This window comes from Embleya sp. NPDC025285, from assembly GCF_055558835.1.
The window spans coordinates 40,007-63,031 of record NZ_JBVHLU010000025.1; the positions used below are offsets into that span (position 1 = coordinate 40,007).

Here is a 23,025-nt window from a genome sequence, read left to right on the forward strand (position 1 = left end):
GCGGGCCGATCCGCCCACGGGGGTTGCGGCTGGGGTCGGGGGTGCTCCCCCGAGGGACACAGTATTCGGGACCCGCGCCGGTCTTCGCGACGCCCGGGCCCGGTGGGTCCGCTCCCGGCGGGCCCGGCGCCCGCTCCCGAGCGCCGCCGGCGCGACCGCTCAGGCGCGCCGGGCACGCAGTCGGCGCAGCGCGACGACCACCCCGATCAGGCCCACCAGGCCGAGTATCGCCCATAGCCACACGGTCCCGTCCGACCCGCCGTCGCCGCCGGTCCGGCCCGGTGCCAGGGCGGCCTGCGCGGGGCCGCCGGGTGGTGCGGACGGGGCCGCCACGGTGATCCCATACCGGGCCTTGGCCTCGTGCCGGGTCGGCGCGTTGTCCGAGACGGTGATCCCGAATCCGGTCTCGCCGGGGGCCGTGGGGGTGCCGGTGATCACACCGCTGTCCGGGTCCAGGGCCAGTCCCGCCGGCAGCGGGTCGTCGGCGACCCAGTGGTAGGGGGCGGTGCCGCCCTGGACGGCGAGTTTGGCGGTGTAGGGCTGCCCGACGCCGGCGGGCGGCAGCGCGACGGCGGGCAGCACCAGTGCGGCCGAGGGCACCGCGTCGACGGGTGCGGACGGGTCGGATTCGCCGACCGCGTTGGTCGCGACGACCGTGTACGAGTAGGTGGTGCCGTTCTCCAGGCCCTGGTCGGTGTAGGTGAGGATGTCCGCGCCCAGGGTGGCCAGGGGCGGGGTCGAACCGGGTTCGCCGTTGGTGGAGCGGCGGATCAGGTAGCCGGTGATCGGGCTGTCGCCGGTGTCCGCGGGCGGCATCCAGGACAACACCGCCTGCCCCTGGCCCGCGGTCGCGGCCAGGCCGCCGGGCGCGCCGGGCTTGCCGCTGCCCAGTCCGGACAGGGTGACCGTGCGGCTGCCGCCGGGGATATTGCCGGTCAGGGTGAGTTTGCCGGTGCCGGCTCCGCGCTTGGTCGGGGTGAACACGACCGCGAAGGAGCACGCGGAGCCGCCGGGCACGTTGGTGTCCGGGCCGGTCGCGCACGTGGTGCCGGCCGGGTCGATCGCGAACGGTCCCTCGACGGTCGCGGACGCGATCATGAACGGCACGTCGCCGGTGGTGGTGATCGGCAGATTGCGGGTGGCCTTGCGGCCGACCGGCGCCGTGCCGAAGTCGACGGTGGGCGGCAGTTCGCCCACCCGGGCGGCGGGCACGGTGAAGGACAGCAGCGCGTGGCCGTCGCCGACGCCGCCGGACGCGGAGGTCTGGGCGCCGGGGAAGACGATCGGGTCGGCGTACGGGCCGATACCGCCGGCGGCCGGGGCGAACAACCACGGCAGCGGGGCGGTCGCGGAGAACAGCGTGGTGCCGGTGTCGGCGATCCGCACGACCAGGGTCGCGCCGGCCTGGGCCGGGCTGTTCGCGGCGACCGCGGTCGAACCGGCCACCGACCCGCCCTGGGTGGCGCCGGCGGCCTTTCCGTACACCGTCGCGGTCATCGCGCTCGCGCCGACCGGGATGGTCACCCGGTGGTCGCCGGTGCCGGAGATCGCCGTCTGCACCTGGGTCGTGCCGCCCGGCGCGGTCGGCGCGGCGGGCCGGGTCCGAGCCGCGCCGGGGCGATCGGCGCCGGCGACCGCCGCCGGCGCGAGCGCGGCGAGCGCGCACACCGTCGCGAGCAGCCCCGCGCCGAGTGCTCCAGGGCGCGGGATACGACGGCGGATGGCGCTGTGCATGGAGATGGACCCCCGGGTGGGCTGCGGCTCTCGATACCGGACGGCACCGGACGGCCCACCGCTATCCCCGGTTCACGGGGTCGGCGGATTCCGCGCGCACGGCTTTTCCGGCAGCTCCTCAGCGCGGATGCTAGCGCTCACCGGGAGCGACCGGGAGTACTCCCCGCGAGAAGATCACCCGTTGGAATTCGCTGGTCCCGGCCGCCTGTACGGGTGCGACCCGGCAAAGCTGACCATCCGTCAGATTTTGTGGTCGCCGGCGTCGCCCGGATCGGTGCCGGCTCCTCGATCACCGGCTCGTCGACACGCCCGCCCGGCCACACCTCGGGCCGCCCCCGGGGCCGCGACCAGTCCGCGCCGTCGCGCGTGTCGGCGCCGAATCGGGGGCCGAGCACGGCGGTCACCACGAGGAACAGGACCAGGGACCAGGCGACATACGCGTTCACGGCACACTCCCGATGGTGCAAAGGAATCGGCCTGCACATCGACCAGGCCAGTTTCCATTCTGGGCACGACTGGCCTGCCGACAAAGGGCCAATTCCAGGGAGGTGGACTGTGTTCGGCGAACGGTGCGGATCGGAAATGGCGATCCTCCGGCGCGAAGGGGTGCCGAGGCGGCATCGTGGCCTCAGGCTCCCGCCGGGCCCGGGACGGTACCGGCGGGGCGGCCGGCGGCGTGCACCTCCCCCCAGTGCGCCGCCGAGGAAGACGGGCCCGCGGGCATTCCCCCCGCCCGCGGGTCCGTCGCCCCACTCCGGCCCGGCATCGGAGCGGTCGGACCCCGCGTCAGCGCAGCGCGAGCACCACGTCGCGAATCCGCGCGTCGTCGGCCGGATCGACCGGCAGCGGCACCGTGACCGCGTCCGCCAGCCCGCCCCAGCGCTCCGTGATCAGCGCGGGCAGTTCCTCGTACACCGCCATCGGCAGCAGCGTGTCGAGCACCTCGTCGGTGACGTGCCCGGCCAACTGCGACCAGTCGTCGCGGCGGACCATCACCCGCAACCGGTCCTGGAGTTCGCCCCATCCATACAGGTCCAGCGTGGCGCGATACGCGGGCGTCGAGTACAGGAACGCGAACAGCCGCCGCTGCCGCTCGCGTTCCGCGTCCAGCGCGGCCCGGTCGGGACCTGCGATCACCTGTGTGCCGGCCACGAGTTCGACCGTGCGCGGAAGCGCCGCGCGCGCGATGCCCTCGGCCAGCGCCGGTCGGGCGACCGTCGCCAGCCACCGCGGACCGGAGTTGGTCGGATGGGTGACCAGTCCGTCCGCGAGTTCGCCGGCGAGCGCGCACATCGCCCGCCCGACCCCGCCCAGCAGGATCCGAGGCGCGACCGTGTCCGGGTCCGGGCCGGGGTTGAAGTACGGCTGCATCCGGGTGAGTCGGTGGTGCGACCCCTCGTACGCGGGCGGCTCGCCGGTCCGGAACGCCTCGAACGCGGCCCGGACCGCGCCCACGTAGTCGCGCATCCGGGCCACCGGCGGCGACCACGGCATCCCGTACCGGTCCTCGATGTTCTGCCGCACCTGACTGCCCAGGCCGAGTTGGAACCGGCCGCCGGAGAACCGCGCCAGGTCCCACGCGCCGTAGGCGGTGAGCAGCGGGGAGCGCACGAAGGCAAGCGTCACCGACGTGCGCACCACGAGCCGTTCGGTGTGTTCGAGGGCGAGCAGCGCCGCGGCGAACGCGTCGTGCACCGTCTCGGCCACGTGCAGGCCGTCGAACCCGGCCGCCTCGGCCCGGCGCGCGTGCGCCGCCACCTCGCGCAGCGGCAGCCGCGGGTCCATCCCCGTGTAGACCCTCATCGGGTGGTTTCTTCGCCGACCAGTTCCTCGGACAGGCTCCACAGTCGCGCGGCGTCCGCCTCGTCCAGTGCCCACGCCGCGTGTTCGGCGGTGATCGCGCAGTCCGCGAGGTACACGCCGCCGACGTCCGCGAGTTCGGGCGCGGTCGCGGCCCAGACCTGGGTCGCGGCGCCGTTGGCGACCTGCTTGATCGGCGGCATGTTCGAGGCGGTGACCTTGCGTTGCAGATCGCGCCCGGCGTCGCGGGTCATGTACCGCCCCAGATTGGTCGCCACCATGCCCGGGTGCACGGCGTAGGCCCGCACTCCGCGTCCGCGCAGCCGGCGGTCCAACTCGACGGTGAACAGGATGTTCGCGGTCTTGGACGCGCCGTACGCCTGCCAGGGGTGGTACTCCTCGGGCGCCTTCTCGTAGTTGGGGTCCGCCCAGCGGATCCCTGATGCCACGTGCCCGGCGGAGCTGAGGTTGACCACCCGCGAGCCGGGGCCCAGGGCGGGCTCCAGCAGGGTGGTCCACAGGAAGTGGCCCAGGTGATTGGTGCCGAACTGCAGCTCGAAGCCGTCCGAGGTACGCCCGAACGGGGTCGCCATCACTCCCGCGTTGTTGACGAGCACGTCCAACGACGGGAAACGCTCGCGCAGTTCGGCGGCACCCGCGCGGATCGAGGCGAGCGAGGTCAGGTCCAGGACGGCGTACTCGACCCGGCCCGGCAACTCCGCGACCGCCGCGCGGCCCTTGTCCGCGTCGCGGGCGGTCACCACCACGCGCGCGCCGGCCGCGGCGAGCGCCCGCGCGCTCTCCCGACCCAGGCCGGAGGTGCCGCCGGTGATCACGATCGTGCGGCCGGTCGGGTCGACGTCGGCCAGAACCTCGTCGGTGGTGCTGTCGGGTCCGAATGGCATGGCACACTCCGCCGGATAGATGCTTGACTGTGTTCAGCACTATGGGGCGCGGGTGTCGGGATGGCAAGGCCGCGGCGCGGCTTGCGTGACGGATCGTCAGGTCAGCCGGATCAGCCGCCGCTCGGTGGCCACGCTCACCGCGGCGGTGCGGGTGTCCACGCCGAGCTTGGCGTAGATGTGGCCCAGGTGGGTCTTCACCGTGGCCTGCGAGATGAACAGTTCCCTGGCGATCTCCGCGTTGCCCACACCACGCGCGAGCAGGTGCAGGATCTCCACCTCGCGGGTGGTGAGCGTGGTGTCCGGCCTGCGCATCCGACTGAACAGCCGCGCGGCCACCTCCGGAGCCAGCACGGTGCGGCCCGCGGCGGCGTCGTGCACCGCACGGAACAGGTCCTCGGGGCTGCCCGCCTTGAGCAGATAGCCGGCCGCGCCCGCCTCGATCGCGCGCGAGACGTCGGCGTCGGTGTCGTACATGGTCAGCACCAGCACGTGCGGCGGCTCGGGCAACGCGAGCAGTCGCTCGGTGGCCGCGACACCGTCGATCCCGCCGACCAGTTGCAGGTCCATCAGCACCACGTCCGGGCGCAGCGCGGCGGCCAGCCTGACCGCCTCCTCGCCGCTCGCCGCCTCGCCCGCCACCTCGATGCCGTCCTCGCCGGCGAACAGCGCGAGCAGACCCGCCCGAACGACGGCGTGGTCGTCGCAGACGATCAGGCGGATCGGGTTCACGGTGCGGCTCCTGGGCTCGGGCGGGAGGTGGGCTCGGTGCCGGCGGCCGGGGTCGTGCCCGGTGCCGGTTCGAAGGGCGTGTCCCGGTCGGCCGTCGGAGGCGGCTCGGGGTCCGCCGCGCCGGAGGCGTCCCGCACGGTCGCGGCCAGCGCGGTGCCCTCACCCGGGGCGCTCTCGACGGTGAGTTCGCCACCCACCTCGGCGAGCCGGCGGCGGAGCGAGGGCAGGCCGTAACCGCGCAGGTCACCCGCCCGGGTCAGGCCCGGGTCGAAGCCGACGCCGTCGTCGCGGATGTCCAGCGCGACCCGGTCCGGCAGGTAGGTGAGAGTCACGTGCACGGCCCGGGCCCGGGCGTGTTCGCGCACGTTGGCCAGCGCGCCCTGCGCGGTCCGGGTGAGCGCGGCCTGCACCGGCTCGGCCAGCGGGCGCACCCGACCGTCCACGGCGAGCGCGACGCTCGGCCCCTCCTCGCTCCGAAACCGCTCGACCACCCGGGCCAGACCGCCGGGCAGGCCCGGATCGTCGGCGAGTTCGGCGGGGGCCAGGTCGCGGACGAACCTGCGGATCTCCTCGACGCCGAGCGCCGCCACCCGCTCGGCCCGACGCACGTGCGCCCGCGCCGCGTCGGGATCGTTGTCCCAGCCGCGGTCCGCGGCCTGGAGCAACATCCGCAGGCTCGAAGTGCCCTGCGCGATGGTGTCGTGGATCTCCCGGGACAACCGCTCACGCTCGGCCAGCACCCCCGCCCGGCGCTCGCTGACCGCCAGTTCGGCGACCGTCTCGCGCAGCCGTCGCTCGTCGCTGCGCATCCGGGTGAACACGGCGGTGGCGATCGCGGCCACCGCGGGCGGCCCGAGGAAAAGGCTGGGGTCGATGGTGTCGGCGAGCCGGTACTGCGCGATCACCACGGCGGTGGTGAGCAGCACCACCGTGCCGATCGCCGCTCTGGTCGACAACACCCGCAGGCCGGTATAGAGCAGCGGTACCGCACACCACGCGAAGCTCGGCGCGACGGTGACCAGGGCCAGCCAGGTGGCGAGGACCGCGGTCAGCCAGGCGGGCCGCGCGGGCGAACGGTCCTCGGGCAGGGTCAGGCCGGCCAGGTAGAGCGCGGCGAGCAGCACCGCGAGGGCGAGCACCCACGGGGCGCGGCCGTCGGTGCCGTGCCGGACCGTGTACCGCCCCATCGACGCGGCCAGCAGCAGCAGGAAGCCCGCGTGGATCACCAGCCCGGCGTGCCGCACGGGCCATGGCTCTGTTCGCTGTCGGGGCACGACGTACCTGTTCCCTGTCCCGCTCGGCTCGATCACGCGCGGCGCGCGCACATCGACGATCCCCTCCACCGTGGACCCGCTCGCGCGGGTCCGGATCAGCCGATCGGTTGATCCTCGCACCGCCCGACCGGCGCGCCGGGACCGGCGGCTTTGCCGATGGCGGACGGGCGGATCGACGGGAGTGTGGAGGCATCGGGGCAACCGCCCGGGAACGACGCAGAAATGTGAAAGAGGTACGGACGATGAGCAACTTCTCGACGCGTGGTCGGGTTCTGACCGGGGTCTTCTCGCTCGCGGCGGTCGGCGCGGTCACCGCCGGTGTCGCGGCGGCCCAGGTGCCCGGCACGACCGAGGCCAAGCACGACGAGCGCCCCGCGCCCGCCGTGGTGTCGGTCAAGACGCTCGGCGTGGACGCCGCGAGCAAGGCGGCCCAGGCCGCGCTCGACGCCGCCGAGAAGGAGGGCCAGAAGGTCACCGTGGTTGTGGTCGCCCGGGACGGCTCCACGCGTGTGGTGCTCAAGGGCGACGGCGCGGGCCCGCAGTCGGAGGAGTCGGCGCGGCGCAAGGCGTACACCGCCGTGTCCTGGAACGCCCCGACCTCGACGCTGGCCCAGCGGGTCACCGCGCCGGGCGCGTCGCTGCGGGACATCCCGGGCACGCTGTTCCTGGCCGGCGCGGTGCCGGTCGCCGTGGACGGCGCCCCGATCGTGGGCATCGGGGTGGCAGGTGCTCCCGGCGGCGACTTGGACGAGAAGTACGCCGCCGAGGGCCTCAAGGCGATCGCCGGTCAACTGAAGTAGCCGACGCGGCCGAGCGGTCGGGCGACCCGGAGATCGGGCCGCCGAGCGGTCGAGCCGCTGGGTGTTCGAGGCGGTGGGTGTTCGAGGCGGTGGGTGTTCGGGCCGCTGGTGTTCGAGGCCCTGGGTGCTCGGGCCCTGGGTGCTCGGGCCGTTGGTGTTCGAGCGGGCCCGCCGTCGAACCACCGAGCGTTCGAGCGGCCGACCGCCGGGGAACATCGCGGACCCGGGTCGATCCCCGGGCCGAGGGGACGAGGCGCCGCTCCGTCGCCCCTCGGCTCCGGGATCGGCCGGTCGCGAACCCGGCGGTGGTCGGCGCGCGGTCGACACGCGGTCGGCGCGGTCGGCGCGATCGGCGCGATCGGCGCGCGGTCAGCCGAAGGCCACCGCGCCCTGGACGTTGAACACCGCGCTCTGGAAGGGCAGCAGCAACTGCGCGGGCAGGAAGCTGTCCGGCGTCAGCGGCTCGCGGGGCGTCTGCGCGGCGCGCGCCGCGGGAATGTACAGCGAGGCCATCGAGCCGAAGATGACCGCCGTGACGATCACGGCCGCCTTGCGAAATCCGTGCTTGACCATGGAATTGCCCTTCACCGGGGACGTCGGGGGAAACGAGTCGGCGTCCCGCCGCGCACCGGAATTCCGGACACGGCTCCGCCGCACCGCCCGGGGATTTCATGGCGGCGCGGCAACTCTAAGGTTTTGTCGGCAAAGGAAAAGACGCCGTTCGCCCTCCCGGGTGACGTCATCGGTTGGCCCAGGGCCCAGGACACGCAATTTCACTCGGAAGGGTGAGGATTGTGCGCCTGCGCGCTCCCGTGCGTGTCCATGTCCGGTGCCGGGCGTTATCCGGGCCGCCCGACACCGATTCGCTCGCGCAACCAGTGATAGGAAGCTCACGGTGTCCGGGTCCCGGTCGGGAAGTCGACATGGATCAAGCCGAAGCGTTGGTGATAGACCTCGGCCCATTCGAAGTCGTCCGGCAGGGACCCGACGAAATAGCCGCGGACGTCGATTCCGGCTTTGCCCGCCGCGCCCACCGCGGCGATATGCCCGTCCGGGAACGCGACGCGTTCCGGGTCGTCGAGACCCTCGGCGGTCGAGCACCCCTCCTCGGTGATCCGGATCGGCGGCAACGCGTCGCCGTAACGCGCCGAGCCCGGTCGGCAGCGTGGTCAATCATTCGGGCACCACCGGCCAGTCGAACGCGGTACGCGGCACGCCGGTGATCTCCACCATCGAGAACGGCAGCGGCGCGCCCGGCTCGCCCTCGGCGATCACGGTCGGGTTGTCGTCGGGCGTGCGGATTCGAGGGCTGCCCGACATTGCGGGGCCGGCCCGCCGGCGCTGCGGGCCGGTCCGCCGGGGCTCGGGTGGGCGGTTGCGGTCGGGCGTCGGATCGCGGCCCATGATGGCGCGGACGGTGCGCGCGGTCCAGGGTGTGATCGGGTCATCCGAACATCGTTTCCTCGGTTAACAATTTACAATGGTTGGCTATGACAACCGGACCCTCGCCAGGCCGCCCCGAACACGGCTGGCTGCGTCGACTGATGGCCGCCTCGTGGCGGTATCGGAGCAGCGTGCTGATCGCGTTCGGCGCCTCCCTGGTCGGCATGGCGGTCACCGCGCTGGTCCCACTGGTGCAGCGCGAGGTGGTCGACGACGCGGTCGCCGGCGAGTTGGGCGGGCTGGTGCCGCTGTCGGTGCTGCTGCTGGGCGCGGCCGCGGTGACCTTCGGTTGTGCGTTCGCCCGGCGCTATGTCGGCGGCAAGTTGTCCCTGGACGTGCAGTACGACCTGCGCACGCGCATCTTCGGCGCGCTGTCCCGGCTGGACGGCGCGCGACAGGACCAGCTGCAGACCGGGCAGATCGTCAGCCGGGGCATCTCCGATGTGACGATGGTCCAGGGCTTCCTGTCGATGATCCCGATGATGACCGGCAACGTGTTGTTGTTCGTCATCTCGCTCGGCGTGATGTTCTGGTTGTCGCCGTTGCTGACGCTGGTGTCGCTGGCAGTGGGGCCGGGATTGTTCGCGGTGGCCTACCTCTCCCGGAAGCGACTGTTCCCGGCCACCTGGCAGGCCCAGCAGGATGCCGCCGCACTGGCCGGCGTCGTGGACAGCGCGGTCACCGGGGTCCGCGTGGTCAAGGGCTTCGGGCAGGAGGAGCAGGAGCTGGATCGGCTGGAGACGGCCGGACGCAGGCTGTTCGCCTCCCGGTTGCGCTCGGTCCGGTTGAACAGCCGGTACACCCCGACGCTTGCGGCGATCCCCGCACTCGGCCAGGTCGGCGTACTCGCGCTCGGCGGCTGGTTGGCCGTCCGGGGCGAGATCACCCTGGGCACCTTCCTCGCCTTCTCCACCTACCTGGGCCAGTTGGTCGGGCCGGTGCGGATGCTCTCGAGTCTGTTGACCTTCGGGCAACAGGCGCGGGCCAGCGTCGAGCGCATCTTCGAGGTGATCGACTCCCAGCCGATCGTGACCGAGAAACCGGACGCCGAGGTGCTGCCGGTGGTGGCCGCCTCGGTGGAGTTGGCCGACGTGCGGTTCGGCTATGTCGCCTCGCGGCCGGTCCTGGACGGGCTGTCGCTGCGGGTGGAGCCGGGCGAGACGCTGGCCCTGGTGGGCACGTCCGGATCGGGCAAGTCCACCGTGTCGATGTTGTTGCCCCGGTTCTACGACGTGCAGTCCGGCGCGATCCTGGTGGACGGGCACGACGTCCGGGACCTGACCTTCGACTCGCTGCGTTCCGCGATCGGGCTGGTGATGGAGGACAGCTTCCTGTTCTCGGACACCGTGCGGGCCAACATCGCGTACGGCCGGCCGGACGCGACCGAGGAGCAGGTGCTCGCGGCGGCGCGGGCGGCCGAGGCCGACGCGTTCATCCGCGAACTGCCGGCCGGGTACGACACGGTGGTCGGCGAACAGGGGCTGACCCTGTCCGGTGGGCAACGGCAACGGGTATCGCTCGCGCGGGCGCTGCTCACCGACCCGAGGATCCTGCTGCTGGACGACGCAACGTCGGCGGTGGACCCCAAGGTCGAGGCGGAGATCCACGCCACGCTGCACCGGGTGATGGCCGGGCGCACCACGATCCTGGTCGCGCACCGCCGCTCGACACTACAACTGGCCGACCGGATCGCCGTCCTGGACAGGGGCCGGCTGGTGGACGTGGGCAGCCACGACGAACTCAGCGCGCGTTGCCCGCTGTACCGGCTGCTGCTGTCCGGGCCGGGCGAGGACGCCGAGGGTGTGGACGCGCACGAGTCGCTCTCACTCGCCGCGTCGGTCGCGCCGCCCGACGCGAGCGGGGTCACGCCCGCGCTGTGGGACCGCTCGGCGACGACCGACACGGCGCCCGAGGACCCGGCCGGCGTGGTCGCCGCGAGCGCGACGCGCGGCGGTCCGGGCGGGTGGGCGGCGATGCTCCAGGCCACGCCGGAGTTGCTCGCCCAGGTGGACAAGCTCCCGCCCGCCACCGATCGGCCCGGTGTGGACGACGCGCAGGCGCGCCGCTCGGACTCGGCGTTCGATCTGCGCTCGCTGCTGCGGCCGTTCCGGTGGGTGCTGTTGCTCGGTCTGGTCCTGGTGATCCTGGACACCGGCGCCCAGCTCGCGCTGCCGGCGCTGATCCGGGACGGGATCGACCGGGGCATCGACGACGGGGCCACCGGCGCGATCATGACGGTGTCGCTGATCGCGGTGGTGATCGTGATCGCCGACTGGTTCGTCAACGTCGCCCAGGCCCTGATCGCGGGCCGCACCGGCGAGCGGTTGTTGTACACGCTGCGGGTGAAGACCTTCGCGCACCTGCAACGGCTGGGACTGGACTACTACGAACGCGAGTTGTCCGGGCGGATCATGACCCGGATGACCACCGACGTGGACGCGCTGTCCACGTTCCTGCAGACCGGGCTGGTCAGCGCGGTGGTCAGCGTGCTGACCTTCTTCGGGATCATGGTCGCGCTGCTCGTGCTGGACTGGGAACTCGGGCTGATCGTGATGAGCGTGCTGCCGATCCTGATCGCGGCCACCGTGGTGTTCCGGTCCAAGTCGTCCAAGGCGTACACGGAGGCGCGCGAGAAGGTCAGCGTGGTCAACGCCGATCTCCAGGAGAACGTCGCCGGGTTGCGGGTGTCGCAGGCGTTTCGCCGCGAGGGCCGCAACCGGGAGCGGTTCGCCGAACGCAGCGACGACTACCGCGCGTCGCGGCTGCGGGCCCAGCGCTACATCGCGCTGTACTTCCCGTTCGGGCAGTTCCTGTCCAACCTCGCGGCGGGCATCGCGCTGATCGTCGGCGCGCATCGGGTGGGCGGCGGGACGTTGTCGGCGGGCGCGTTGATCGCGTACCTGCTCTACATCGACATGTTCTTCTCGCCGATCCAGCAACTCTCGCAGGTGTTCGACGGCTACCAGCAGGCGGCGGTGGGGCTGCGGCGGATTCGCGATCTGCTGCGCACGCCCACCACGACGCCGCCTCCGGCCGTACCGGTTCCGGTGCCCACGAGTGGGCTCAAGGGGGCGATCAGCTTCCGGGATGTGCGGTTCGCGTACAACACGCCCGCGTTCGGGGACACCGACGAGTCGGGCGAGGGCGCGGCGGCGGTGATGGGTTCGCCCGAGGTGTTGTCGGGCGTCACGCTGGACATCGAGCCGGGCGAGACGGTCGCGCTGGTCGGAGAGACCGGCGCGGGCAAGTCCACCCTGGTCAAGCTGGTGGCCCGGTTCTACGACGTGACCTCGGGCGCGGTCCTGGTGGACGGGGTGGACGTGCGCGACTACGACCTCGCGGACTACCGGCACCGCCTGGGCATCGTCCCGCAGGAGGCCTACCTGGCGCCCGGCAGCGTGCGGGACGCCATCGCGTACGGCCGCCCGCAGGCCACCGACGCCGAAGTCGAGGCAGCCGCCCGCGCGGTCGGCGCGCACGCCGCCATCGCCGAGCTGAACGGGGGCTACCTCCACGCCGTCGGCGAGCGCGGCCGCAACCTGTCGGCGGGCCAGCGCCAGTTGATCGCGCTGGCCCGGGCCTACCTGGTCGACCCGGACATCCTCCTGCTCGACGAGGCTACCGCCGCACTCGACCTGGCCACCGAGGCCGCCGTCACCCGCGCCACCGAGGCCCTCACCGGCCGCCGCACCACGCTCGTGGTCGCCCACCGCCTCACCACCGCCGCCCGCGCCGACCGCATCGCCGTCATCGACCGAGGCCAAGTGGTGGAACTCGGCACCCACACCGAACTCCTCACCCGCCAAGGCCCCTACGCCTCCCTATGGGCAGCCTTCACCGGCACAACCCAACACGCAGCCTGACCCACCCACGGCCAACCCACACCCGAGCCCAGCCCGGCCCGCGCTCGACGCCAACCCAGCCCGGCCGGCGTTTGAGGCCACCAGAGCCAACTCCCACCCACCGCAACCCCAAAACACCGACCGGGCAACATCCCAGCCCGGCCCGCGCTCGACGCCAACCCAGCCCGGCCGGCGTTTGAGGCCACCTGAGCCAACTCCCACGCACGGCAACCCCAAAACGCCGCCCGAGCAATCCCAGCCCGGCCGGCGCTTGAGGCCAACCCAGCCCGGCCGGCGCTTGAGGCCGACCCAGCCAACCCAACCCCAGGCGCCGACCAAGCAACCGCCGACGAGGACGAAACGCGAAACCTACTCGGTCGCAATCGAGCGCAAGACCGGCAACCGCGCAGCCCGCGCAGCGGGCCTCGCCCCGGCGGCCAACCCACCGATCGCGCCAACCCCCACCAGCACGGCCAATTGCACCGTGGGCACCGAGAAGGGAAGCGCCGCCCCCGTGTTCGCCCCGCCGATCGCTCCAATCGCGACCCAGCCCAGGAACAGACCCACCACGAGCCCGGCCACCGCCCCGATCACCGCAACCAACGTGGACTCCCAACGCAGCGCCGACCGCACTTGCGCCCGCGCGGCTCCGATCGCCCGCAACAACCCCAGCTCACGGGTGCGTTCGTGGGCGGCGAGGGACAGCGTGTTCGCGATCCCGCCAAGCGCGATCACCAACGCGAGCGCGAGCAGCACGTAGACCACCGCGACCAGCGTCTGCAACATCGCGGCACGCGCGGCCACGAACCCCTCACGATCGCGCACCGGCGGCGCGCCGTAGTCCTTCGCCAACCGCCGCACCTCGGCCTTGACCGCGTCGGTCGAGGCACCGGGCGCCAACCGCAACACCGTCGCCGCGTCCAGCGCCGCGTCCGCGTGCGGCTCCCAGGCGAGACGATCGATCAGGTAGTCGCCGACCACGGCCGTGCGGTCGTACAAACCGGTGACCGTGAACGTCTGTCGCGCGCCGTCCGGGAAGGTGACCTCCGCGGTCGAACCGAGCCGCCAACCGCGGTCCTTCGCGGCATCCTCGGACACCGCCATGCCGTTCACACCGAGCCCGGTCACCCGACCGTCACGCACGTCGAGATCGAACAGCCGGTCCAGCCGGGCCGAGTCCACGGCCAACAACTGCCGGCCGTGCCCGTCCACGAGCGCGCCCGCGTTGCGAATCCCGGTCGCCGCCTCGACTCCGGGCAACTCGGCTGCCTTGCTGGTGAGTTCCGGACTGTGGCCGCCGCCGGCCCAACCGCCCGGCGAGGATCCGCCGATCACCAGTTGGCCGGCGATCACCTTCCGGGTCTGCTCGCCGGCGCCCTCCTTGAGCGAGGCCGCGAATACGGCGAACAGCGTGACAATGGCGATCCCGAGCAACATCGCGGTGGCCGCGCCGGCGGTCCGGCGCGGACTGCGCAGCAGGTTGCCCCGGGCCAACGCACCGGGTGCGCCGCGCAGTCGCGGCAGCAGTGCGGTGAGCGGTCCACCGGCCGCCCGAATGCCCGCCGGGGCAACCAGCAGGACACCCGCGAGCAGCGCCGGGGCGGCGATCGCCAGACCCACCAGGCCGCCGCCGACGATGCCCACGCCGAGGCCGGCGGCCAGCAGCACCAGGCCCGCGATCAACCGGCGCCGAGGCAGTTCGACGCGCTCCGCGCCCGCTCCGCGCAGCGCGGTCACCGGCGCCACCCGCGAGCCGCGCACCGCCGGCACCAGGGCCGCGAACGCCGTCACCACGATGCCCACCGGCAACACCGTCAACGCGGTGGTCGCCTTGAACGTCAGCCCGCGGGCCGGCAGTTCGAAGCCGAGCCCGGCGAAGAGCTCCTTGAGTCCGGCGGCCAGCCCGAGCCCGGCCGCGAGGCCGAGTGCGGACGCCACCACACCGATCACGACGGCCTCGATCAGCGCCTGTCGCAACACCTGGCCGCGGCTCGCGCCCAGGGCCCGCATCAGCGCCACCTCCCGGGTGCGCTGCGCGGCGACCACGGAGAACGTGTGATTGATCGAGAAGGCCGCGACGACCAGCGCGATCGCGGCGAAGACGGTCAGGAAGGTACGGAAGACGCTCAGGAAGCCGTCCTCCACGGCGGACACCGCCTCGCCGGTGGCCACACTGCCGGGCACCGCCTGGACGTCGGCGGGCAGCGCCCGCTGGATCCGCGCGGCCAATTCCTTCTGGTCGGTGCCGGCCGCCGCGCGCACCGCGATCGTGCCGACCTTGCCGGGATCGCGCAGCACGTGCTGCCGCGCGCCGTCGAGGTCGAACGCCGTGTAGGAGCCGCCGCCGAAGGCGTCCAGGTCACCGAAGGTGGCGACGCCCACGATGGTGACCGGGACCGGTCCCGGGGTCAGCACGGTGACCCGGTCGCCGGGCTCCAGGTGCCCCTGTTTGGCGGTGGCCCGGTCGATCACCACCTCGTCGGGCGCCGCCGGCGCCCGGCCGGCGGCCAGACGATAGGGCGTCAGGGCCGGGTCGGGCACCCAGTTGCCCGCCATCCGCGGACCGTTGCCGGTGAGCGCCTTGCCGTCCTTGCCGACCACCTGGCCGTATCCCTGGATCACCGGCTCGGCGCCCGCGACGCCGGGCACCGCCCGGACCCGGTCCACCAGCGCCGCGTCGATGCCGCCGCGCTGGGTGCCCGGGTCGTCGGTCACCGAGGTCGCGTTGCGCACCACCACGTCGGTACCGGCGCCGCTGTCCCGGATCAGCCCGCCGATGGAGGAGTTCATCGTGTCGGCGAGCACCAGCGCGCCGGAGAGGAAGGCCGTGCCGAGCAGCACCGCCAGGGCGAGTCCCACGAGCCGGCGTTTGCGGGCCCACAGGTTGGCGAGCGAGAGACGAATCAGCATCGCGGGTCACTCCCCTCGGGCGCCGGCACCGGCGGCGACGCGGTCGAACGCCTTCATCCGGTCGAGCACCCGATCCGGAGTGGGCTCCTGCATGTGGTCCGCGATCCGGCCGTCGGCCAGGAAGACCACGCTGTCCGCGTAGCCGGCGGCGACCGGGTCGTGGGTGACCATCAGCACGGTCTGGTCGAGTTCGTCCACCGCGTCGCGCAGCAGCGTGAGCACCTCGGCGCCCGAGCGCGAGTCGAGGTTGCCGGTCGGCTCGTCCGCCATCACGATCTCCGGCCGGCCGACCAGCGCCCGGGCCACCGCGACCCGCTGCTGCTGCCCGCCGGAGAGCTCGCCGGGCCGGTGGTGCAGTCGCCGGTCCAACTCGACCGCCGCGACCACCCGGTCCAGCCAGCCCTGGTCCGCCTTGCGGCCGGCCAGCGACGCGGGCAGCACGATGTTCTCCAGCGCGGTCATCGTGGGCAGCAGGTTGAATGCCTGGAAGACGAACCCGATCCGGTCCCGACGCAGCCGGGTGAGCTGCCGGTCGGTCAGTGCACCCAGTTCGGTGTCACCGAGGAAAACGGCGCCGTCGCTGACCTCGTCGAGTCCGGCCAGGCAGTGCAGCAGGGTGGACTTGCCGGAGCCGGAGGGACCCATCACGGCGGTGAACCGGCCGCGTGGGAAGCCGATACTGACGTCGTCCAGGGCGCGCACGGTGGTGTCCCCGTCGCCGTGCACCCGCGAGACGCGTTCGGCGCGCGCCGCGTAGGAGTTGGGGTCGATGCTCGTGGTCATGACGATCCTTGTCGGAGAGAGAACGGACGTGCGGGACGGGACGAGTGCCGTGGACCGGGACCGCGGATCGGTACTACGAACCGCTGTCGCGGACCGGTATCGCGGACCGGTCGGACCGGCCCCCGGGCCGGTTGCTCCGAACCGGAGCCGGGCGGCCGTACGGATCGGTGCTATGCGACCGGATTGCGAACCGGCGCCGAGGACCGGAGCCCAGGCGTGGATCGGCCCACGCCGACGGATTCGCGAGCGCCGGCCACCTCCCCGGTCGGGTCGGACGCGGTCGAGCGGTCCCTCGGGGCGTTCTCGGCGCGGCGGCGCGCCCGGGGCCGGCCTCGGCCGCGGTCGCCCGAGGGCTTGAACACGGACAGCGCCGTCGAGACGATCAGCGCGACCAGCTGGAAGATCACCACGACCAGGTGCCAGGTCTGCAGCGGCGGCAGCGCGTCCGCGTTCCCATCGGACGCGGAGGCGGCGATCAGCCGGTGCGCGAACTGGCTCACCACGGCGGCGCCGGTCACGATCACCGCGATCAGCAGCACGATCTTGACCTTGATCCACAGGTGTTGCCACAGCCCCCACGGCGTGTACAGGCACAGCAGCACACCGGTGATCAGGGACAACACGGCGAACGGGATGCCGCCCGCCAAAGCGAAGATCCGCATGAGTTGATACACGCCGTGGCGCAGGGCCGGGTCGTCGGTCGACCGGGCCACGATGCCGATCAGCAGCATGACCCACTCGACACCCAGGAGACCGACCGCGAACACGACGTGCCCGGAGTTGACCGCCCTGCGGACGGACCTCGGGAAGCGCCGGTTCCCGGTCGTCGGGGACGCGTTCACAGTGACCTCCTGGAAGTGGTGCGGGACGCGGACGCGGGGTCGGGCGAAGGGCCCGGGCCGCGGCGGCGAGGTGCGGAAACCGGGTTCGTTCCGGGGCCTCGTCGACAAGGTCAACTCTCGCGATTCGCGCCCCGGCCGGCGTCCGGCCCGGGGATGCACCGGGCCTGCTGCCCGGGCAGGTCGAAGGGCCGGTCGACCAGCGTCTTCCTGCTCCCGGGGGAGCAGCCGACAGCGCTTCGTCTGCTCCCCCGGGAGCAGCCGACAAGCCCACGCGCAGCCGACGCGCGACGCCGCCCACTCCCCCTACCGTTGATCACATGACGAGCCCCTCGAATCCCCCGACCCGGCGCCCGGGCTCGCGGCCCGGATCACCGTGGTCGCGGGTTTCCCGCCCCGGCGCGCGCTGGCTCGAGCACCTCCTCGGTCCGGTGCCCCGCGTGGTGCGCGACGTCGCGCTCGCGCTGCTGGTGTGTGTGGTGCAAGTGGCCGCGACGGCCTTCGCGGCCCACCGCCAGCCGGACGCCCCGCGGGATCTTGACGTGTGGGGCGTGCTGCTGATCGCGCTCGGCCCGCTGGCCCTGGCCGTGCGCCGCCGCCACCCGGCGGGCGTGCTCCTGGTGGCGGTCGGCTCGGCACTGCTCTATACGTCGCTCGACTATCCGCGCGGGCCGATCTTCCTGGCGATGATCATCGCGCTGTGGAGCGCGTTCGCCGCCGGTCTACGCCTCCTGTCGTATGTGGTCCTCGTGCTGGGCTACACCGGTTTCGTGTGGATCTCGCCGCTGTTGACCTCGGAGGCCACGCCCGACGTCGCGCCCGCGCTGGGCATCGCCGCGTGGCTGCTGGTGCTCGCGGGCATCGGCGAGATGGTTCGGCTGCGCCGCGCCTTCAACGCCGCCGAGGCGCAGCGGGCCCGCGTGCAGTCGCTCGGCCTGGCCGAGGCCGAGCGGCGCCGGGCGGGCGACGAACGGTTGCGGATCGCCCGCGAGTTGCACGACGTGCTCGCCCATCACATCTCGCTGATGAACGTGCAGGCGTCGGTGGGCCTGGAGTTGATGGACTCGTCGCCCGAGCAGGCCCGGGAGGCACTGACCGCGGTCAAGTACGCGAGCCGCGAGGCGCTGGGCGAACTGCGCTCGGTGCTGGACATCCTCAAGGGCGACTCGGTGGACCGCTCGGGTCCGGACGGCGCCCCACGCGCGCCCACCGCGGGCCTGGACCGGCTGGACGAGCTGGTCGCGCGTACGTCCGCCGGCGGGCTGACCGTCCGGGTCGAGCGCTCGGGCACCGCGCGCCCGTTGACTTCGGCGGTGGACCTGGCGGCGTATCGGATCGTGCAGGAGGCGTTGACCAACACCCTGCGGCACGCCGCGGCGAGCGACGCCGTGGTGGGCGTGACCTATGGGGAGAGCGGGTTGGAGCTGTCGGTCCGCGACAACGGTCGAGGCGTGCGGCCCGAGTCGAGGTCGGCTCCCGCCGATGCGCTGGTCTCCGGCGGCAACGGGCTGCACGGCATGCGCCGGCGGGCCGCCGCGCTCGGTGGCCGTTGTGTCGCGGTGCCGGTTCCCGGGCGCGGCTTCCGCGTTCAGGCGCACCTCCCCTACGGTGATCGCGCCGACGGGCATGATGGCGGTGGACATCCGCCGACCGGATCGGCGGCGAACGCGGGCGGTCCGGCGCAGTCCATCGAGGGGGACGCATGATCAGGTTGGTGCTGGCCGACGACCAGGCGCTGGTGCGCGCGGGCTTTCGGGCCCTGCTGGCCGCGCAGCCGGACATGGAGGTCGTGGGCGAGGCGGGCGAGGGCGGCGAGGCGGTCCGACTCACCGGCGAACTGCGCCCCGACGTCGTGCTGATGGACATCCGGATGCCGGGCATGGACGGTCTGGAGGCGGCCCGGGTGATCGCGGCGGATCCGGCGCTGACCGACGTCCGGGTGATCATCCTGACCACGTTCGACCTGGACGAGTACGTCTTCGAGGCGCTGCGCAACGGCGCGAGCGGCTTCCTGGTCAAGGACACCGAACCGGCCGAACTCCTGCGCGGGGTAAGGGTGGTCGCGGCGGGCGACGCTTTGTTGTCGCCGAACGTGACTCGCCGGTTGATCGAGGAGTACGCGGCCGGCGCCTCGCGCCCGACCGCCGCGCCGGCCGCCGAACTGGCGCTGCTCACCGAGCGCGAGCGGGAGATCGTCGGGCTGGTCGGTCGCGGCCTGTCCAACGACGAGATCGCCGAGCACCTGGTGCTCAGTCCGCTCACCGCGAAGACCCACGTCAGCCGCGCGATGACCAAGCTGTCCGTGCGCGACCGGGCCCAACTGGTGGTCTTCGCCTACGAGACCGGCCTGGTCACCCCGGGCCGCACCTCCCCGTGACCGGCCGACGCGAGTCGCCGACCCCAACCCCGGCACCCGACACGGGCATCGACGCCGCACCGACGCGAGCGCCGGGCGGGCCGGCCCGTCCGCCGCTCGCGTCGGTGCACGGACCGCGCTATTCCTTGGCGCCGACCGCGTCGATCGGAGCCAACCGCAGCAGCCGGCGGGCCACCGGGGCCACCGTCAGCGGGGCCAGTAGGAGGGCGGCCGCACTGATCGCCAGGCACAGCGGCAGCGGGACGTACGGGGTCGAGGTGTCGAACGAGCCCTTGTTGAACGGCACCAGGGTGGCCATCGCCACCGACATGCCCAGCCCCAGTCCGATCGCACCGACCATGATCGCCTCGCGCCGCAGCACCGCCCGAACCTGGCCGTGGGTGCTGCCGATCATCCGCATCAGGCCCAACTCCCGGTTCCGGGCCGCCGTGGTGACCGCCATCGTGTTGATCGCGGCGATCGTCGCGAAGCCCGCGAGGATGACCAGCATGATGTAGTTCAGCCACTTGTTGGTCTCGCGGTCCTTGTCGACCTGGGTCGCGTAGGCGGCGCGGTCCTGTACCGACGCTCCCGGGTGACGCTGCGTCAGACCGGTCAGCGCCGCGTCCGCGGCCCGCGTGTCCGCGCCGGGGGCGAACCGCACCAGCAGCCGGCTGTCCAGCGCCGTCTCCACGTGTGTCTCGACCGCGGCCCGCGGCAGCGTCACGCCGGCGGTGCCCAGGCCGCGATCGTAGATCGCCACCACGATCGGGTCGATCGCGGTACCGTCCCCGAGCCACATCGAGACCGGCTCGCCGACCTTGCCGTGCAGCGCCGATGCCACCTCGCGGTCCAACGCGACCGCTCCGCCCGCCGGTTGCGGCGCACCGGGTCGCAGCGCGTCGGTGCTGCCCTCGCGCACACCCAGATCCAGCGTGCTCGCCAGATCCTGCGCGGTGCCCCCGATGCCCTGCGCGCTCTGCTTCTGCAGGCCGCCGTCCCGGACCACCACGACCGCGGTGTTCAGCACCGACGTCACCGAAGCGACACCGGGTGTGCCGGCCACCTTGGCGGTGGTCTGCGGAATGAAGCCCGGCCCGGCCAGCACCCGATCGGCGGTGATCGCGTCCCGGGACTGCACACTCGCGTGGTGATCCTCGGCCGCGAACATGAAGCTCAGCGTGGCCGCGAAGGCGACCGCCAGCGCGATCGGGGTGATCGCCGACGCGAGTCGCCGCGAGTTGGCCCGGGCGTTGTCGAACGCGAGTTGTCCGGTGGTGCCGAACAGGCTCCCGACCCACCCGAACACCGAGACGCACACGTGCGCCAGGATCGGGCCGAGCAGTCCGATCGCGAGCATGAACAGCATGATCACGCCGCCGGCCGCGGCGATCGCGTCGTCACCGGTCGCGTTCAGCGCGATCCGGGTCACCGCGATTCCGCCGCCGAGCGCACCGAGACCGAGCACCAGTCGGATCCAGCCGACGAAGACCCGCTCGACAGCGGCGTCGCCCAGGGCCTCGGTCGGCTTGATCTTCGCACTGCGCCGCGCCGCGAGCAGTCCCGCGCCCAGCGCGGTCAGCGTCCCCGCCCCGACGGCCACGACCATCGGGATCCAGCCCACCGACAGCGTGACGCCGTGCGCGACCAGGCCCCGGTCGTCCATGGCGGAGAACCACCAGCGGGCCAGCAGCGTGCCGGGCAGCACCCCGACGACGCCCGCCACCAGGGACACCAGACCGGTCTCGGTGGCGATCATCCGGCGGATCTGCCACGGCGTGGCGCCCACCGCGCGCAGCAGCGCGATGTCGCGCCGGCGCTGCCCCACCGACAGCGCGGTGGCGCCCGCGACCACGAAGATCGCCACCATGAGCACGATGCCGCCCAGGGTGCCGCCGATCGCGGTGAACATCTCCTTGGTGTTCCCGAAGTCGGTGTACTCGGCCGCCCCGCGGTCGTCCCCGGTGGACACCTTGGCACCGGTGCCCGTCAGTGCGGCCCGCACGTCCTGGGCGACCTTGCCGGTGTCCGCGCCGGCCGCCGGAAGCACGCCGATCGCGGTGACCGTGCCGGGATGCCCGGCCAACCGCTGCGCGTCCGCGTCGGGCACGTACAGGTGCGCACCCCGACCCGGCAGCACGCCGCTCACCCGCAGCGCGACCTCACCGCCGGGCGTGGTCAACCGCACGCTGTCGCCGACCTTGGCCGAACCGGCGGCGTCGGTGGTCAACACGACCTCACCGGCACGCGGCGCGGTGCCCTCGCGGGTACCGGCCAACGGCGCCGAGGACCACCCGTGCCCGTCCACCACGGCCCGCTCGGTCTGCGCCGGGAAGGTCAGGTCGGGGATCACCGAGCCCACCCCCGGCACGGCCGCGATCCGCCCGGCGAGCCCGGCGTCGAGCCGGGTCCGCTCGGGCAGCGGGGCCGACTCGGTGTATGTACCCTCCCCCTTGCCCAACCGCTTGCTCACGTCGTTGGGCCCGCTGACCAGGACCGGCGTGTCGGCATAGCGCTCGGTGGTGGCGTGCGCGCGGATCCCGCTCTCCATGAACACGCCGCACATCGTGACCAGCATCGCGGCGAACAGCAGCGCCACGAACGAGCCCGCGAAGGACGCGGGCCGAAAGCGCACCGAGGTGCGTGCGAGACCGTTGGGTCGAAACAACGACATCAGGCGGCCCATCCCTGCCGTGCGTTCACCTGGGACAGGTCGACCATCCGGGCGGCGATCGCCTCCGGGGTGGGCCGGTACAGCTCGCCCGCGAGGTTGCCCTCGGCCAGGAAGACCACCCGGTCCGCGTAGGAGGCGGCGACCGGGTCGTGGGTGACCATCACGATGGTGGCGCCGGTCTCGTCCACGGCCCGGCGCAGCAGCGAGAGCACCTCGGCGGCGGTGGTGGTGTCCAGCGCGCCGGTGGGCTCGTCCGCGAAAAGCACGTCGGGTCGGGTGACCAGGGCCCGGGCGATCGCCACGCGCTGCTGTTGGCCGCCGGACAGTTGCGCCGGCCGACGGCCGGAGTGCCGGTCGAGGCCGACCATGGCGAGCACCTCGGCGGCCCGCCGCCGGTCGGCGCGTACGCCCGCCAACCGCAGCGGCAGCAGCACGTTCTTCTCGACCGTGAGCGAGGGCAGCAGGTTGAACGCCTGGAAGACGAAGCCGAGTCGGGTCCGGCGCAGCCGGGTGAGCTCGTTCTCCTTCATCGCGGTCAGGTCGTCGGTGCCCAGGAGCACCCGGCCGCCGTCCGGCCGGTCCAGACCGGCGGCGCAGTGCAGGAAGGTGCTCTTGCCGGACCCGGACGGGCCCATCACGGCGGTGAAGGTACCCCGGGGAATCGCCATGTCGATGCCGCGCAGCGCGTGCACGGCCGACTCGCCCTTGCCGTACGCCTTGGTCACCGCGTCCAGCCGGACCGCGCAGTCGACCGACGCGGGCGCCACGTACCGCGGCGAGTTCGCGGCATCCCGCTTCGCCTGTCGTGTACCGCGGCCGCCTCGCCCGAACATGGTGCCTCCTGTGACCCGTAACGCCTGTCGAAACCAACAGGTTCGACGCTACGGATCGGCGCCCCTTCGGCACGAGGGTGCGACCACGCGGATCGGGGGTGGG

The 23,025-nt window shown here is 73.0% G+C and carries 15 protein-coding genes and 1 pseudogene; 4 read left to right on the forward strand and 12 right to left on the reverse strand.

All coding sequences use genetic code 11. From position 1 onward, the window contains the following. Positions 1-159: 159 nt before the first annotated feature. From ACZ4FV_RS18920 to ACZ4FV_RS18940, 5 genes are all read right to left on the reverse strand, one after another. Positions 160-1,734 (reverse strand): fibronectin type III domain-containing protein, encoded by a 1,575-nt coding sequence (locus tag ACZ4FV_RS18920; RefSeq protein WP_465322933.1) that lies wholly within the window; start codon positions 1,732-1,734, stop codon positions 160-162. Positions 1,735-2,520: 786 nt separating this feature from the next. Next, the gene (locus ACZ4FV_RS18925; protein ID WP_395874272.1) at positions 2,521-3,537 is read right to left on the reverse strand and encodes a TIGR03617 family F420-dependent LLM class oxidoreductase; all 1,017 of its coding nucleotides are present in this window, start codon (positions 3,535-3,537) and stop codon (positions 2,521-2,523) included. Then, a complete protein-coding gene (locus ACZ4FV_RS18930; protein ID WP_395874274.1) occupies positions 3,534-4,439 on the reverse strand; it encodes an SDR family NAD(P)-dependent oxidoreductase in 906 nt (301 codons plus the stop codon). The genes ACZ4FV_RS18925 and ACZ4FV_RS18930 overlap by 4 nt, the downstream gene beginning before the upstream one ends. A 96-nt stretch (positions 4,440-4,535) precedes the next feature. After that, positions 4,536-5,168, reverse strand: coding sequence for a response regulator (locus ACZ4FV_RS18935; protein ID WP_465322934.1), 633 nt, complete (start codon positions 5,166-5,168; stop codon positions 4,536-4,538). Continuing rightward, positions 5,165-6,412 (reverse strand): sensor histidine kinase, encoded by a 1,248-nt coding sequence (locus ACZ4FV_RS18940; RefSeq protein WP_395874278.1) that lies wholly within the window; start codon positions 6,410-6,412, stop codon positions 5,165-5,167. The genes ACZ4FV_RS18935 and ACZ4FV_RS18940 overlap by 4 nt, the downstream gene beginning before the upstream one ends. A 272-nt stretch (positions 6,413-6,684) precedes the next feature. On the opposite strand from ACZ4FV_RS18940, the gene ACZ4FV_RS18945 reads away from it, so the two are divergent. After that, positions 6,685-7,242: a GlcG/HbpS family heme-binding protein gene (locus ACZ4FV_RS18945; protein ID WP_395874280.1), complete on the forward strand. Its 558-nt coding sequence runs from the start codon at positions 6,685-6,687 to the stop codon at positions 7,240-7,242. A 369-nt stretch (positions 7,243-7,611) separates the two neighbouring features. On the opposite strand, the gene ACZ4FV_RS18950 is transcribed toward ACZ4FV_RS18945, so the two are convergent. Beyond that, positions 7,612-7,815, reverse strand: a complete 204-nt coding sequence (locus ACZ4FV_RS18950) for a hypothetical protein (RefSeq protein WP_395874282.1) — start codon at positions 7,813-7,815, stop codon at positions 7,612-7,614. Positions 7,816-8,132: 317 nt separating this feature from the next. Next, positions 8,133-8,493: pseudogene (locus ACZ4FV_RS18955) on the reverse strand (family 1 glycosylhydrolase); the annotation flags it as partial. A 239-nt stretch (positions 8,494-8,732) separates the two neighbouring features. Here ACZ4FV_RS18955 and ACZ4FV_RS18960 point away from each other — a divergent pair. Beyond that, positions 8,733-12,548, forward strand: coding sequence for an ABC transporter ATP-binding protein (locus ACZ4FV_RS18960; RefSeq protein ID WP_465322935.1), 3,816 nt, complete (start codon positions 8,733-8,735; stop codon positions 12,546-12,548). Positions 12,549-12,896: 348 nt separating this feature from the next. Here the strand turns inward: ACZ4FV_RS18960 and ACZ4FV_RS18965 are convergent, their stop codons facing one another. The 3 genes from ACZ4FV_RS18965 to ACZ4FV_RS18975 all read right to left on the reverse strand — a co-directional run bounded on the left by ACZ4FV_RS18965 (position 12,897) and on the right by ACZ4FV_RS18975 (position 17,062). Further along, the gene (locus ACZ4FV_RS18965; protein ID WP_465322936.1) at positions 12,897-15,437 is read right to left on the reverse strand and encodes an FtsX-like permease family protein; all 2,541 of its coding nucleotides are present in this window, start codon (positions 15,435-15,437) and stop codon (positions 12,897-12,899) included. Positions 15,438-15,443: 6 nt separating this feature from the next. Beyond that, the gene (locus tag ACZ4FV_RS18970) at positions 15,444-16,220 is read right to left on the reverse strand and encodes an ABC transporter ATP-binding protein (RefSeq protein ID WP_395872300.1); all 777 of its coding nucleotides are present in this window, start codon (positions 16,218-16,220) and stop codon (positions 15,444-15,446) included. Positions 16,221-16,390: 170 nt separating this feature from the next. Continuing rightward, positions 16,391-17,062 (reverse strand): DUF2269 family protein, encoded by a 672-nt coding sequence (locus ACZ4FV_RS18975; RefSeq protein ID WP_465322937.1) that lies wholly within the window; start codon positions 17,060-17,062, stop codon positions 16,391-16,393. A 437-nt stretch (positions 17,063-17,499) separates the two neighbouring features. Between ACZ4FV_RS18975 and ACZ4FV_RS18980 the strand changes: the two genes are divergently transcribed. Together ACZ4FV_RS18980 and ACZ4FV_RS18985 are read left to right on the forward strand one after the other, a co-directional pair. Beyond that, positions 17,500-18,765, forward strand: coding sequence for a sensor histidine kinase (locus ACZ4FV_RS18980; RefSeq protein ID WP_465322938.1), 1,266 nt, complete (start codon positions 17,500-17,502; stop codon positions 18,763-18,765). Continuing rightward, positions 18,762-19,436 (forward strand): response regulator transcription factor, encoded by a 675-nt coding sequence (locus ACZ4FV_RS18985; protein WP_395872295.1) that lies wholly within the window; start codon positions 18,762-18,764, stop codon positions 19,434-19,436. The genes ACZ4FV_RS18980 and ACZ4FV_RS18985 overlap by 4 nt, the downstream gene beginning before the upstream one ends. A 118-nt stretch (positions 19,437-19,554) precedes the next feature. Here the strand turns inward: ACZ4FV_RS18985 and ACZ4FV_RS18990 are convergent, their stop codons facing one another. After that, complete coding sequence (locus ACZ4FV_RS18990) at positions 19,555-22,089, reverse strand: ABC transporter permease (RefSeq protein WP_402229955.1); 2,535 nt, start codon at positions 22,087-22,089, stop codon at positions 19,555-19,557. Continuing rightward, positions 22,089-22,922 (reverse strand): ABC transporter ATP-binding protein, encoded by an 834-nt coding sequence (locus tag ACZ4FV_RS18995; RefSeq protein WP_402229953.1) that lies wholly within the window; start codon positions 22,920-22,922, stop codon positions 22,089-22,091. The genes ACZ4FV_RS18990 and ACZ4FV_RS18995 overlap by 1 nt, the downstream gene beginning before the upstream one ends. Positions 22,923-23,025 lie beyond the last annotated feature (103 nt).

What these genes read in the sequence shown, in the direction of transcription:
- ACZ4FV_RS18930 (WP_395874274.1), bottom strand. Translation starts at nt 4,439, where the DNA reads ATGCCATTCGGACCCGACAGCACCACCGACGAGGTTCTGGCCGACGTC.
- ACZ4FV_RS18990 (WP_402229955.1), bottom strand. Translation starts at nt 22,089, where the DNA reads ATGTCGTTGTTTCGACCCAACGGTCTCGCACGCACCTCGGTGCGCTTT.
- ACZ4FV_RS18920 (WP_465322933.1), bottom strand. Translation starts at nt 1,734, where the DNA reads ATGCACAGCGCCATCCGCCGTCGTATCCCGCGCCCTGGAGCACTCGGC.
- ACZ4FV_RS18945 (WP_395874280.1), top strand. Translation starts at nt 6,685, where the DNA reads ATGAGCAACTTCTCGACGCGTGGTCGGGTTCTGACCGGGGTCTTCTCG.
- ACZ4FV_RS18985 (WP_395872295.1), top strand. Translation starts at nt 18,762, where the DNA reads ATGATCAGGTTGGTGCTGGCCGACGACCAGGCGCTGGTGCGCGCGGGC.
- ACZ4FV_RS18925 (WP_395874272.1), bottom strand. Translation starts at nt 3,537, where the DNA reads ATGAGGGTCTACACGGGGATGGACCCGCGGCTGCCGCTGCGCGAGGTG.
- ACZ4FV_RS18970 (WP_395872300.1), bottom strand. Translation starts at nt 16,220, where the DNA reads ATGACCACGAGCATCGACCCCAACTCCTACGCGGCGCGCGCCGAACGC.
- ACZ4FV_RS18995 (WP_402229953.1), bottom strand. Translation starts at nt 22,922, where the DNA reads ATGTTCGGGCGAGGCGGCCGCGGTACACGACAGGCGAAGCGGGATGCC.
- ACZ4FV_RS18965 (WP_465322936.1), bottom strand. Translation starts at nt 15,437, where the DNA reads ATGCTGATTCGTCTCTCGCTCGCCAACCTGTGGGCCCGCAAACGCCGG.
- ACZ4FV_RS18960 (WP_465322935.1), top strand. Translation starts at nt 8,733, where the DNA reads ATGACAACCGGACCCTCGCCAGGCCGCCCCGAACACGGCTGGCTGCGT.
- ACZ4FV_RS18950 (WP_395874282.1), bottom strand. Translation starts at nt 7,815, where the DNA reads ATGGTCAAGCACGGATTTCGCAAGGCGGCCGTGATCGTCACGGCGGTC.